Origin of the sequence: Nonomuraea sp. NPDC049709 (assembly GCF_040674815.1) — a bacterium.
Lineage (GTDB): Bacteria > Actinomycetota > Actinomycetes > Streptosporangiales > Streptosporangiaceae > Nonomuraea.
The window spans coordinates 1-11,467 of the sequence record NZ_JBFANM010000158.1; the positions used below are offsets into that span (position 1 = coordinate 1).

Sequence of the window (11,467 nt, forward strand, 5' to 3'; positions counted from 1 at the left end):
TGCGGGCGCGGCCCAGCAGGTCGAGGGTGGCGCTCTCGAGCTTGAGACCGACCTCCTCGGCGACGACCTGACCACCGGTCAGGATCGCGATGTCGCCCAGCATGGCCTTGCGGCGGTCACCGAAACCGGGAGCCTTGACCGCGACCGACCGGAAGACGCCGTTCATCTTGTTGACGACCAGGGTGGCCAGCGCCTCGCCCTCGACGTCCTCGGCGATGACCAGCAGCGGCTTGCCCGACTGCACGACCTTGTCGAGCAGCGGCACCACCTCCCGGTTGGCGGAGACCTTGCCGCTCATGATCAGGATGTACGGGTCGTCCAGGACGGCTTCGAGCCGGTCGGAGTCGGTGATGAAGATCGGTGAGATGAAGCCCTTGTCGAAGCGCATGCCCTCGGTGAGCTCGAGCTCCAGGCCGAAGGTGTTGCTCTCCTCGACGGTGATGACACCTTCCTTGCCGACCTTGTCCATCGCCTCGGCGATGAGCGAGCCGATCTCGGCGTCGGCGGCGGAGATGGAGGCGGTCGAAGCGATCTGCTCCTTGGTCTCCACGTTCCTGGCCAGCTTGGAGAGCTCCTCGCTGACCCGCTCGACGGCCGCCTCGATGCCCTTCTTCAGAGCCATCGGGTTGGCGCCGGCGGCCACGTTGCGCAGGCCCTCGCGCACCAGCGCCTGGGCGAGCACGGTGGCGGTGGTGGTGCCGTCGCCCGCGACGTCGTCGGTCTTCTTGGCGACTTCCTTGACCAGCTCAGCGCCGATCTTCTCCCAGGGGTCCTCGAGCTCGATCTCCTTGGCGATGGAAACACCGTCGTTGGTGATCGTGGGAGCGCCCCACTTCTTCTCCAGCACGACGTTGCGCCCCTTGGGACCCAAGGTCACCTTGACGGCGTCGGCGAGCTGGTTCATACCGCGCTCGAGACCGCGCCGGGCGTCCTCGTCGAACGCGATCATTTTCGAAGCCATTGCTGCTCCTGCTCTCGATGGGGGCTGTGCCGGGGACGGCGCCCGCGACGGACGGCCTGCGGGCAGGCCTCGCCGTCCCGGCACACGCCTTACGGTTGGCACTCTCGGAGTGCGAGTGCCAGGCGTCTCGTCGCACTCTACCCATAAGTTGCGCGCCGCGCACATTCTGCGTGGGGCGCAACATCGGGTAGGGTTGAGCCATGAACGACGACGCCATGGACCTGCGCTCCCGCAACCGGCAGGCCACCCGGGAGGCGATCGGCCACGCCGCGCTGCGCCTGGCCATCGAGCAGGGGCCGAGCGGGCTGGCGCTGGTCCGCGTGCACGACATCGCCACGGCCGCGGGCGTCTCGCCCCGCACCTACAACAACTACTTCTCCAGCCGGGAGGAGGCGATCTGCGCCTTCCAGGCCGACCAGTCCAGGCGCGCCGGGCAGGCGCTGCGATCCCGGCCCGCCGACGAGCCGCTCGCCGAGGCCGTCGTCGCGGCCGTGATCGAGCTCTACACCGACCCCGAGCCCGACAAGGCCGGCCTGCGCATGATCATGTCGACGCCCGAGCTGGAGGGGGAGGCGCTGAAGGCGTTCAGCATGGCGGAGGGCCCGCTCGCCGACGCGATCGCCGAGCGCACCGGCCCCGTCCCCGGGGGCGACCTGTTCCCCGCCGTCATGGCCGCCGCGGTCGCGGGGGCCATCCGGGTGGCGGGGCGGCACTGGCTGGAGGAGGGCAACACCGAGCCCTTCGCCACCATCCTGCGCCGCGCCCTGTCCTGCGTCCTTCCCCCCACACCGCGGGATCGGTGAGCCCAGGCGGCAGGAGAGGGCGGCAGGCGGGCTCAGGGGGCGGTCGTGCGGGAGCCGGTGACCAGCTCTGGATGGGTGCGGGCCACCAGCCGGATCGAGCGGCCCGGCCGGGGCGGCGGGATACGGCGGGCGCGGGCGAGCTCGCCGGGGTTGTCGCCGGGCAGGTCCGCGAGCAGGTTGTCGCCGTCCATGGCGTGCGGGACGAGCCGGATCGCCGGCATCGCCCGGCTGGTGAACACGATGCGGCCGTAGGTGACGTTCCGCAGCGGGCGAAGGCTTTCGGGGCGGGACGACTGCCTGGTCACGGGGGCAGGCGGGGTGGTTCGGCGGGGCGCGGGTCCCACCTTGCCGCAGCGGTCGGCGGGCCGGTCAGGGACGGAAGTCCCTACGTGCTGGCATCGGTGCCCGGCGGCGGGCCAGGATGGTCCCAGCGACCTTTGGGGGGATCATCGTGGCGAAACCGGTGTACGCGGCCGCCGCCGTCCACGTCCCGGCGCCGCCGGAGCAGGTGTTCGGCCTGATCACCGACTGGCCCCGGCACCAGGAGTGGATGCTCATGACCACGGCCCGCCGGGTGGGCGAGGTCGGGCTGGAGGCGTACACCGGGGTGCGGCCGTTCGGCTTCCTGGACACGATGACGATCACTCACTGGCAGCCGCCGACGTTGCTGCGCATCACGCACACCGGCCGCGTCGTGCGCGGGCGCGGCGCCATCCGGGTGCTCCCGCAGCGGGGCGGCAGCCGGGTGGTGTGGGCCGAGGAGCTGGAGCTGCCGTTCGGGGCGCTGGGCCGGGCCGCGTGGCCGCTGGCCCGTCCGGTGGCCGTCGCCCTCCTGCGCCACTGCCTGCGCAGGCTGGCCGCGCTGCTGCCCGCGACGTAGGAGAGCGGCTTCACGCGCTCCACGGGCCCCCGTCGCCGAAGACCAGCTCGGCGAAGCGTTCGCCGATGCGGCGGTGGCCGGCCGGGTCGGGGTGGACCCGGTCGGGCAGGGGCAGCTCGACGAAGTCGGCCTCGCCGTAGAGGGCGCGGCCGTCGAGGTAGTGGAGTGCGGGGTCGTCGATCGACCGCTGCGCGGTGATGCGGGCCAGCTCGTCCCGGATGACGTTGAGGGTGAGCCGGCCGGCGGCGACCTCCGACGGGCTGCCGAGCGCCCGGAACCGCAGGCCGGGGCCGTCGGGGTCGGGGGCGAGGGGGCCGGGGGTGTCCTCCTGGACGGGGCAGAGGATCGGGGAGATCACCAGCAGCGGGGTGCCGGGGTGCCCGTCGCGGATGGTGTCGAGGAAGCCGTGCACGGCGGGGGTGAAGCCGCGCGAGCGCATCAGGTCGGCGTTGGCCAGGTTGATGCCGATCTTGAGGCTGATCAGGTCCGCGGGCGTGTCGCGGATGGTACGCGCGGTGAACGGGTCGAGCAGCGCGTTCCCGCTGAACCCGAGGTTGATCAGCTCGACGCCGCCCCGGGCGGCGGCCAGCGCGGGCCAGGTCTCGGTCGGGCCGGCGGCGCTGGAGCCGTGGCTGATCGAGCTGCCGTGATGCAGCCACACGCGGCGGCCGCGGTCCGGCACGGCCTCGACGGGCGCGTCGGTACGCAGCTCGATCAGCTCGGTGACCTCGACCTGCGGCAGCCAGATCTCCACGTCCTTCACCCCGGCCGCCAGACCGGAGAAGCCGACGGTGCCGGGCTCACCCGGCCGGACGGTGGAGGACTGACCGGCCAGGTCGATGACGGCGAGGTTGCCTCCGGGCACGCTGGCCCGGCCGGCCAGGCGGCCGTCCACGACCAGGTCGTAGACGCCGTCCGGCCGGGGCGGGAACCCTGGGTAGGCGTTCTTGGTGGGCAGCACGTCCAGCTCGACGGCGGTGGCCCGGGTGCGGAAGGCCAGCCGCACCCCGGACGGCTGGGACTCGACCCTGGCCAGGTAGTCGTCGGGGAACTGCCTGCGCGCCCAGGCGGGCAGCCGGTGCGGCAGCGTGCCGCGCCTGGTGCGTTCCAGCTCCAGCGCACCGCGCAGGATGCGTTCGTCGATGGGGGTGGTGATCCAGTCGGTCATTCGGGCTTCCTTGAACGGTTTCTGAGGGCGAGGTCGAGGGTGTCCAGGGCCCAGGCCCAGGAGTCGTCGGCCGCGCGCGGGGTGTGGCGGAAGGATCCGGCCAGCTCCAGGCTCACGAAGCCGTGGAAGGTGGCGCCCAGGAGGCGTACGGCGTCGGTCTGGTCGGGCTCGGGCACGTCGTAGCCGCGCAGCAGCGCCCTGGTCATCTCCGAGTGCCGGGGTCCCGCGCTGCCGGCCGCGGTCTCGGCGTCCAGCTCGAAGTGGGAGGCGGCGTACCGGCCCGGGTGCTCCTTGGCGTAGCCGCGGTAGACGTCGGCGAGCGCCACCAGCGCGTCCCTGCCCGACCGCCCGGCCAGCGCGGCGGCGGCCCGGTCGGCCATCTCCTCCAGGGCCAGCAGCGCGACCCGCACCTTCAGCTCCCGCGCGTTGCGGATGTGCGCGTACAGGCTCGGGTCCTTGACGCCGAGCCGGCGCGCGACCGCCGAGCCGGTCACCTGGTCGAAGCCGATCTCGTCGGCCAGTTCGGCCGCCGTCCGGGTGACGCGTTCGCTGGTGATACCCGCGCGTGCCATGGAACCTCGCCTAATCAAATTAAGGATTTGTCTAATTATATTAGGGAAGCTAGCCTCGCCGGTCATGAGACCCATGACCGAAAACGACATCCGCACCTCGTTCGTCAACTGCTCCAAGGGCGAGGCCAGGCGCGCGGGCGTGCCCAAGGACCTCGACGAGCAGCCCTGGGACGATCTCGACTTCCTCGGCTGGCGAGATCCCGGCGCCCCCGACCGCGGCTACCTGGTCGCCGAACGCGACGACGGCAGCCGCGTCGGGATCGCGCTGCGGGCCACCTCTGGCTCGTCGCGGGGCTTCACCGCACGCAGCATGTGCTCGCTGTGCCTGACCACCCACACCAGCGGCGGCGTGGCGCTGATGACCGCGCGCCGCACCGGCGAGACCGGGCGTCAGGGCAACACGGTCGGGCAGTACGTGTGCGCCGACCTGGCCTGCTCCCTCTACACCCGCGGCAGGAAGCCGGCCGGCGTGGGGGCGGACTTCGAGGAGACCCTCACGGTGGCGGAGCGGATCGCCCGCACCCGGGGCAACCTGAGCGCGTTCATCGACCGGGTGACCGGTCCTTGATCGGGTGTCCGAAACACGGCATCCCCGTGCGGGGGCTCAGCGGTCCGCGAGCTCGCGTACGGCCCCCTTGTCAGCGGGCTGGGCCAGGGCGGCGTGGGCGCGCAGCGCGGTGGCGGGGCCGGTAGCCGACGCCCTGCTCCAGGTCGGCGCGCCGGGCGGCGAGATCCGCCTCGGCGACCTGGCCCGCTCCCCGATCATCCAGCGCCTCCTCCGGAGGAGCACACCGTTCCGCGATGCCTGGCAGGACCACCGCATCGAGGGTCCCGCCTGCGCGTCTTCCACCACCCCGCGCAAGGCATCCTGCGCTACGAACACCACCGCCTGGCCCCCGCCGACCACCCCGGCCTGCACGTGGTGGTCTACACCCCGGCCGCGCCCACCGACACCGGACCGCCCAGCTGAACCCCGCGCGGTGCCCCGCCGCCCGTTACGGCGTGCGGGCCAGGTCGCGGGCGGCGTGGTGGCGGGTGACGGCCGTCGCGAACGCGGTGATCACCGGGTGCGGGCGCCGCCCGTCCCCGGCCAGCTCCGGCTGGAACATCGTGGCCAGGAAGAACGGGTGCCCGGGCAGCTCGGCCACCCGTACCGCGCCGTCGTCGGCGTGGCCGGAGAACACCATCCCGTGCCCGGCCAGCGTCTGCTTGTAGTCCTCGTTGAGCCCGTAGGAGCAGATGTAGGCCTCCATGGTGGTGGGCGTCCCGACGATCTGCTCGATCAGCGAGCCGGGCTCCAGGCGTACCAGGCCCTCGTGCCCGGCCAGCGAGCACGCCAGCGGCGTCAGCAGGAAGTCGCGCGCGCCCGGCTCGTTCTCGGCGTGCGCGACGTCCAGCCCGCACACGTGCCGCGCGAACTCCAGCAGCATGTGCTGGAACCCGCCGCACGTGCCGAGGAACGGGATCCGCCGCTCGCGCGCCACGCGCGCGGCCTCGACCGCGCCCGCCTCGTCACGGTACGGGCTGCCGGGCAACATCCAGATCCCGTCGAAGCCGTCCAGGCCGGTCACGTCGGTCGTCGGCATCCAGTACGGGTCCAGCGCGATGCCCTCCCGCTCGCGCAATGCCTCCATCAGCAGCGGGATCCGGACATGGGAACGAACGCTGGGGGAGCGGTCCCCCACAAGGGCGATTCTCATGACACCATCGTGACCGCCCACCCGGGTTAAGCGCCAACGATGAAAACTGCATCTGCTATAAGCGACACTGATGGACCCGCATCTGCTGACCACGTTCGTGACCGTCGCCCGCCACGGCTCGTTCTCCGCCGCCGCCTCCGAGCTCGGCTACACGCAGTCGGCGATCTCCCAGCAGATCGCCGCGCTGGAGGCCGACCTGGGCCTGCCGCTGCTGCGCCGCCGCCCGGTCGAGCCCACCCCGGCCGGGCAGCGCCTGCTGGAACACGCCGGGCCGCTGCTGCTGCGCCTGCGGGCCGCCCGCGCCGACGTGCTGCGCACCGCCGCCGGGCCCCGCCACCGGCTGCGCCTGGCCGCCACCCCGCTCGCGCTCAACCCGGTCCTGGCCGCGCGGCTGGCGCGGGCACGGGCGCACCAGCCGCGCCTGGAGGTACGCCTGCGCACCTGCGGGCGCGAGCAGGTCACGGCGATGGTCGCCGACGGGCGGGCCGACCTCGGGCTGGCCGACGGCGTGGTGGCGCCCAGCGACCCGCTGCGCCTGCCCGACGCCGGGCCGATGACCACCATCGGGGTGACGGAGGAGGAGCTGGTGGTGGCCCTGCCCGGCGACCATCCGCTGGCCGGCCGGGCGGCGCTGCGGCTGGCCGACCTGGTGGACGCGCGCTGGCTGCAGACGCCGCTGTGCCCGCTGGCGCGGCTGCGCGACCTGGTGGGCGAGGGGTTCCCGGTGGGGATGGAGTACGCGGGCAACGACGTGCACACCGTCCTCAACCTGGTGGCGGCCGGCCATGGCCTGACCCTGCTGCCCGCCTCCGCCGTGCCCGCCGAGGCACCGGAGCCCTCCCGGGTGCGGGGGCGGGCGTGCGGTGTGCCGCTGGCCTCCCCCCGGCTGGTGCACCGGGTGGAGCTGCTGCACGGCGCCCTGCCCGCCGGCGCCGCCGCCGGCCTGGCCGAGGCCCTGTCCGGCTGAGCACCGCTTGCGCCCGGCCGCCGCGGGCCGGACCATCACCCCATGATGATCCCCGGCGACTTCGTCCTGGAGCTGGTGCCGCACTGCGCCTCCGTGCCGCGCGAAGGATGGGCGGGCGACCACGACCTGCGCCCCCTGTCGGAGCAGGGCAGGCGGCAGGCCGAGGCCCTGGTGCCGGCCCTGGGCACCGGCATCGACGCGATCTTCAGCAGCCCCGCGCTGCGCTGCGGGCAGACGGTGCGGCCGCTCGCGGCGGCCGCCGGCCGCCCCGTCGAGGCCCTGGACACGCTGGCGGAGTCCGGCGGGTTCACGCAGCCGCCGGACTGGGTGCACGGCGTCCTGGCGCCGATGGGCGGAGCGGTCGGCGGCGCGTACGCCACCGGACGCATGCTGCGCGCGGTGGCCACCATGAGCGCCCGTCACCCGGGCAGACGGGTCGTCGCCGCCTCCCACGGCGACGTGATCCCCGTCCTGCTGGCCACGCTCTGCGCCTTCTGCGAGGCCCCGCCGCCCGCACTGGTGGGGCGCGGCGGCTGGTACACCCTCCGCTTCGACCACCACACGGTCACGATCACCTCCCGCTCCGCCTGAGCTCCCCGGGGGGTCAGGCGTGCCAGTCCTCGACCCCTCCCGGCACCGGCGCGGCCGGGTCGTACGGCTCGCGGGTGAAGATGAAGGTGTTGAGATCGAGGTGGTCGGCCGCCACCCGCAGCGTCTCGCCGGCGTAGTAGCCGTCCAGCCCCAGCCACGTCCCGTCGTCCTGCGGCACGAACCGCGAGGCCCGCCCGGCCCCGCCGACCGGCTCCAGCGACAGCCCGCGCTCGGGCAGCAGCCGCAGCGTGTACGGCTTGGGCCCCCAGTGCCACAGCCCGGTCGAGGCCAGCAGGGCGGGGTCGGCGGGCACCGGCTGCCACTCGTCGGGCAGGCGCGGCTCGTACTGCTCCAGGATGTCCAGCAGGTCGGTCAGCAGCGTGCCGCTCAGCCCGGAGGTGGTGTTGGCCATGAACAGCACCCCCAGCCCCTCGGCCGGCTCGGCCCACACGGTGGCCAGGAACCCGGGCATGGACCCGGAGTGCCCGGCCAGGCGGCGCCCGCCGGTCCTGGCCAGCTGCAGCCCCAGCCCGAACCCGCCGGTCCAGGCGTCGCCGTCGTCCACCCCGGCCGGCTCGCGCATCTCGGCCAGGGTGCCGGGGCACAGCACGCCGCCGGTCTCGCCGCCCAGGAACGCCGCCCAGCGGGCCAGGTCGTGCGGGGTGGACCACAGCTGCCCGGCCGGCCCCATGGCGTCGGCGTCGTGCTCGGGCTCGGCCAGCAGCACGTCGGCCCAGGGGTGCACGGCGTAGCCGGTGGCGTGCGGGGCGCGGGGGCGGGGCGTGGTGTCGTGCAGGCCGAGCGGGTCGAGCACCTCGGTGCGCAGCGCCTTGAGCCAGGTGGTGCCGCGCAGGCGGGCGACGAGCTCGCCGAGCACGGCGAAGCCGACGTTGGAGTAGTGGAAGCGCCGGCCGGGCCGGTGCTTGAGCTCGGCCGGGCCGACCCGGGCCAGCAGGTCGGCGGCGGGGATGCCGGGGGTGCGCTCCCACCAGGCGGTGGGCGGTTCGGCGGTCAGCCCGGAGGTGTGCGACAGCAGCTGGGCGATGGTCAGGTGGCCCAGCCGCGTGTCCGGCAGGTGCCGCTCCAGCGGGTCGGTCAGCTCCAGGGCGCCCTCGTCGCGCAGCCGCATGACCACCACGGCCACCATGCTCTTGGTGATCGATCCGATGCGGTATTGGGTGGCGGCGGTCGGGGCGGCGTCGCCGACGCGGCCCCGGCCGCCGAACCATGCCAGCCGCCCGTCGCGGACGATCGCCGCCGTCAGTGACGGCACCCTGCATTCGGCTTGTTCGACGGCCAGCCGGTGCAGCAGGGCACGCGCCGTCGGATGTCCCACCTGAGTCATGAGCGACAAGGGTAGCCGTTAGATCAGCACCAGCCGCGGCCCGATGAGCTCTCCCTGGTGAGGCTGGGGGTGGGCCTGGTCGTGGTAGTAGTGGCCGGCGTACCAGACGACGACGTTGGCGCCGTTGACGTTCTCGCCGTCGAGGAAGCGGTTGATGGCGGCGCGGTCACGCGGGCCGGGGTTGCCGTCGTCGAGCTCGCGCGGGTGGTGGCGCAGGAACCACAGGTCGGACACGCCGTAGGCGTCGGCGGTGCCGTCGAAGGGGCCGGGGTGGATCTGGTAGCCGTGGCCGGAGGACTTGTCGCGGACCTGCCAGTAGCGGCCGGGGCGGCGCCGGCGGGAGGTCTCGCGGATGATCGGCACGGGTTCGGGGATGAGGGAGCCGGTGTCGTCGATCTGCTCGACGACGTCGTTGGCGGCGCCGGCGACGTCGAAGTCGAGCCGCCAGTAGGCGTGGTGGCGGTGCACGAGGCAGGTCATCGGGTTGCGGGTGGCGGCGAAGCCGAACCTGGGGGAGATGTCGCCGTTGTCGGCCAGGCGCCAGTCGCTGGAGTAGCGGTACCAGCCGGCCTCCAGCTCGCTGACGATGCGTAACTGCTCGCCGTCGTGGTGGAAGGCGACGCCCTGGAAGTTGCCGGCGTCGGTGGAGGGGCGTTCCAGGATGGTACGGGGCGGGTCGGGGCACAGCCGCCACCCCCAGCCGACCGGGTCGCGGCCGGTGGCGCTGAAGCGGGTCTCGAAGGCGACGTCGTCGCGGAAGGTGGTGCCCTGCTCGTACTCGACGTTGAGGATGGGCAGGTGCGCCTGGCGCAGCAGGAGCCGGCCCCGGTAACGGACCTGGCGCAGCTCGACGCCGCCGCCCATGCCGGGGGACTGCGGGGCCGAGGCGCGCGGCCGCACGACCAGCAGGTTCCACAGCTCGGTGGCGCCGCGGTGGACGCGCACGCGTACCTGGTCGGGCCCGCCGCGGTCGGCCAGGGCGTCGATGCCCTGCGGGACGCTGTCCTCGCAGTCGTGGTGCATGCGCACGTTGATGCCCTCCGGCGTCCAGTCGACCGAGCGGGCGACCAGGTCGACGGCGACGATGCGGTGGCGCAGGCCGGTGGGCTCGCCCGGGGTGTAGACGCCGAGGGTGGGGCGGCGCACGGTGGTGCCGTCGGGGTTCTCGGCGTCGGCCAGGGGCGGCATGGGGCGGTAGACGACGACGTCGTCGCCGGCGGGGAAGCGGGGGTCGGCGCGCAGGATCGCGGCGGCGGCGACGAGCTCCTCGCGGCTGGGCTGGGGACGGAAGGCGCTGGGCCGTAGCTCGGCCCGCTCGGGCCGGTCGAGGGTGCCGCGCAGCTCGACGGCGCGGTTGCCGACCGGGTCGAACACGGTGGCCTGGAACGGCGCGTTCTCGCCGGGGTCGTGGCCCAGGCCGGGCGCGAAGGCGAAGGTGAGCCGCTCGGGGTCGGCCACCTCCAGCGCCGCCAGCGCCTCGGGGTGGCCGGCCACCGCCTGGCGCAGCCGCTGCCGGCTCAGCCCGGTACGGGGCTCGGCTTCGATGGTGACGCGTACCTCATCGGTCATGGCTCGTGCTCCCCGGTCGGCGGATGGCAGGACGTTACTGGCGGGAGGGGGCGCGGTCGAAGGTGTCGAGGATCAGTTCGGTGGCGTCCAGGTCGCGGGCGGTGCTCCCGAGCCAGGGCACCTCGATGGGGCCGGGCCAGGTGTGGCCGCCCCCGTCGATCGTGTACAGGCGCAGTGTGGTACCGCCGGGGCAGGATTTCCAGTCACGTACCCGTACCTGCTCGCCGAGGGGGGTGGTGGTGCGGCCGGAGCAGCCGAGCAGGGCCGCCCAGCCGGTCGCGGCCCGCTCCACCGGGTCCAGCACGACCAGGTCGGCGAGCTTGCGCAGGTCGCCGGTGGCGTCGCGCAGCGGGTGGCCGCCCTGGTAGGGGACGATGCGGTCGGCGGTGCCGTGGAAGGCCACGATCGTGGTGGGTTCGGCGTCCTGGCAGGGGCGCACGATGTTCAGCCCGGCCACGGCCGCCACGGCGGCCAGGCGCCCGTCCATCGCGCAGATCAGCGCGGCCGCCATGCCGGCCCCGTAGGACATGCCGGCGGCGAACTCGCGCCCGGCGTCGACGCACAGGTTGCGCTCGAGGTGCTCCAGCAGCGCGGTCAGGAAGCCGGTGTCGTCGGGCCCGGCGGTGTGCGGCAGCGTCCAGCCCATGCGGCCCTCGGCGGCCTGGGGGGTGGCCACGATGTAGCCGCGGCGCGCGCCGACCTCGGGCAGCCGGCCGTAGGCGGCCTGGCGGGCGGCGGTGGAGTTGAGGCCGTGCAGGTCCAGCACGACGGGGTGCGGGCCGGCGCCCTCGGGCAGCGACAGCAGGAAGCGGCGCTCGAGCCCGCCGAAGCCGAGCCGGTGCGTGCCGGGCTCCAGCCGCTGCCCGCCCTGGCAGCCGCTGGTGGGGGCGGCTTGCGCGGGCGGGCCGGGC

General features: G+C 74.1%; 14 protein-coding genes. 5 read left to right on the forward strand and 9 right to left on the reverse strand.

What is annotated here, in order from left to right; translation table 11 throughout:
• The coding region (groEL, locus tag AB0J69_RS60210; RefSeq protein ID WP_364138000.1) for a chaperonin GroEL at positions 1-961 on the reverse strand (961 nt) is incomplete at its 3' end.
• A gap of 200 nt (positions 962-1,161) precedes the next feature.
• On the opposite strand from groEL, the gene AB0J69_RS60215 reads away from it, so the two are divergent.
• On the forward strand, positions 1,162-1,764 hold the full coding sequence (locus tag AB0J69_RS60215; protein ID WP_364138002.1) for a TetR/AcrR family transcriptional regulator: 603 nt from the start codon (positions 1,162-1,164) through the stop codon (positions 1,762-1,764).
• A gap of 32 nt (positions 1,765-1,796) precedes the next feature.
• Here AB0J69_RS60215 and AB0J69_RS60220 read toward each other — a convergent pair whose 3' ends face one another.
• Complete coding sequence (locus AB0J69_RS60220) at positions 1,797-2,069, reverse strand: hypothetical protein (RefSeq protein ID WP_364138004.1); 273 nt, start codon at positions 2,067-2,069, stop codon at positions 1,797-1,799.
• A 146-nt stretch (positions 2,070-2,215) separates the two neighbouring features.
• On the opposite strand from AB0J69_RS60220, the gene AB0J69_RS60225 reads away from it, so the two are divergent.
• Positions 2,216-2,644, forward strand: a complete 429-nt coding sequence (locus AB0J69_RS60225; protein ID WP_364138006.1) for an SRPBCC family protein — start codon at positions 2,216-2,218, stop codon at positions 2,642-2,644.
• Positions 2,645-2,654: 10 nt separating this feature from the next.
• On the opposite strand, the gene AB0J69_RS60230 is transcribed toward AB0J69_RS60225, so the two are convergent.
• Both AB0J69_RS60230 and AB0J69_RS60235 read right to left on the reverse strand, forming a co-directional pair.
• Positions 2,655-3,812 carry a GDSL-type esterase/lipase family protein gene (locus AB0J69_RS60230; RefSeq protein WP_364138008.1) on the reverse strand — a complete coding sequence of 386 codons (1,158 nt, stop codon included), beginning with the start codon at positions 3,810-3,812 and terminating at the stop codon, positions 2,655-2,657.
• The gene (locus tag AB0J69_RS60235) at positions 3,809-4,384 is read right to left on the reverse strand and encodes a WHG domain-containing protein (protein WP_364138010.1); all 576 of its coding nucleotides are present in this window, start codon (positions 4,382-4,384) and stop codon (positions 3,809-3,811) included. The genes AB0J69_RS60230 and AB0J69_RS60235 overlap by 4 nt, the downstream gene beginning before the upstream one ends.
• Positions 4,385-4,448: 64 nt before the next feature.
• Here AB0J69_RS60235 and AB0J69_RS60240 point away from each other — a divergent pair, with 64 nt between their 5' ends.
• Positions 4,449-4,952: an FBP domain-containing protein gene (locus tag AB0J69_RS60240; protein WP_364138011.1), complete on the forward strand. Its 504-nt coding sequence runs from the start codon at positions 4,449-4,451 to the stop codon at positions 4,950-4,952.
• Positions 4,953-4,988: 36 nt separating this feature from the next.
• Here AB0J69_RS60240 and AB0J69_RS60245 read toward each other — a convergent pair whose 3' ends face one another.
• Together AB0J69_RS60245 and AB0J69_RS60250 are read right to left on the reverse strand one after the other, a co-directional pair.
• Positions 4,989-5,150 carry a hypothetical protein gene (locus AB0J69_RS60245; protein ID WP_364138013.1) on the reverse strand — a complete coding sequence of 54 codons (162 nt, stop codon included), beginning with the start codon at positions 5,148-5,150 and terminating at the stop codon, positions 4,989-4,991.
• A gap of 229 nt (positions 5,151-5,379) precedes the next feature.
• Positions 5,380-6,084, reverse strand: a complete 705-nt coding sequence (locus AB0J69_RS60250) for a hypothetical protein (protein ID WP_364138015.1) — start codon at positions 6,082-6,084, stop codon at positions 5,380-5,382.
• Between the two features lie 70 nt (positions 6,085-6,154).
• On the opposite strand from AB0J69_RS60250, the gene AB0J69_RS60255 reads away from it, so the two are divergent.
• Both AB0J69_RS60255 and AB0J69_RS60260 read left to right on the forward strand, forming a co-directional pair.
• Entirely contained in the window at positions 6,155-7,051 is an 897-nt protein-coding gene (locus tag AB0J69_RS60255; protein ID WP_364138016.1) for a LysR family transcriptional regulator, read from the forward strand.
• Positions 7,052-7,093: 42 nt separating this feature from the next.
• Positions 7,094-7,642, forward strand: coding sequence for a histidine phosphatase family protein (locus tag AB0J69_RS60260; RefSeq protein ID WP_364138018.1), 549 nt, complete (start codon positions 7,094-7,096; stop codon positions 7,640-7,642).
• A 13-nt stretch (positions 7,643-7,655) separates the two neighbouring features.
• Here AB0J69_RS60260 and AB0J69_RS60265 read toward each other — a convergent pair whose 3' ends face one another.
• From AB0J69_RS60265 to AB0J69_RS60275, 3 genes are all read right to left on the reverse strand, one after another.
• On the reverse strand, positions 7,656-8,987 hold the full coding sequence (locus tag AB0J69_RS60265; protein WP_364138020.1) for a serine hydrolase domain-containing protein: 1,332 nt from the start codon (positions 8,985-8,987) through the stop codon (positions 7,656-7,658).
• Between the two features lie 18 nt (positions 8,988-9,005).
• Positions 9,006-10,556 (reverse strand): hypothetical protein, encoded by a 1,551-nt coding sequence (locus AB0J69_RS60270; protein WP_364138022.1) that lies wholly within the window; start codon positions 10,554-10,556, stop codon positions 9,006-9,008.
• A 34-nt stretch (positions 10,557-10,590) separates the two neighbouring features.
• Positions 10,591-11,467: PHB depolymerase family esterase (locus tag AB0J69_RS60275; RefSeq protein ID WP_364138024.1), on the reverse strand; the 877-nt coding region annotated here is incomplete at its 5' end.

Excerpts from the sequence above, each read along its gene's own strand:
- AB0J69_RS60250 (WP_364138015.1), bottom strand. The coding sequence starts at position 6,084 with ATGAGAATCGCCCTTGTGGGGGACCGCTCCCCCAGCGTTCGTTCCCAT.
- AB0J69_RS60260 (WP_364138018.1), top strand. The coding sequence starts at position 7,094 with ATGATGATCCCCGGCGACTTCGTCCTGGAGCTGGTGCCGCACTGCGCC.
- AB0J69_RS60215 (WP_364138002.1), top strand. The coding sequence starts at position 1,162 with ATGAACGACGACGCCATGGACCTGCGCTCCCGCAACCGGCAGGCCACC.
- AB0J69_RS60230 (WP_364138008.1), bottom strand. The coding sequence starts at position 3,812 with ATGACCGACTGGATCACCACCCCCATCGACGAACGCATCCTGCGCGGT.
- AB0J69_RS60270 (WP_364138022.1), bottom strand. The coding sequence starts at position 10,556 with ATGACCGATGAGGTACGCGTCACCATCGAAGCCGAGCCCCGTACCGGG.
- AB0J69_RS60240 (WP_364138011.1), top strand. The coding sequence starts at position 4,449 with ATGAGACCCATGACCGAAAACGACATCCGCACCTCGTTCGTCAACTGC.
- AB0J69_RS60265 (WP_364138020.1), bottom strand. The coding sequence starts at position 8,987 with ATGACTCAGGTGGGACATCCGACGGCGCGTGCCCTGCTGCACCGGCTG.
- AB0J69_RS60255 (WP_364138016.1), top strand. The coding sequence starts at position 6,155 with ATGGACCCGCATCTGCTGACCACGTTCGTGACCGTCGCCCGCCACGGC.
- AB0J69_RS60235 (WP_364138010.1), bottom strand. The coding sequence starts at position 4,384 with ATGGCACGCGCGGGTATCACCAGCGAACGCGTCACCCGGACGGCGGCC.
- AB0J69_RS60245 (WP_364138013.1), bottom strand. The coding sequence starts at position 5,150 with ATGATCGGGGAGCGGGCCAGGTCGCCGAGGCGGATCTCGCCGCCCGGC.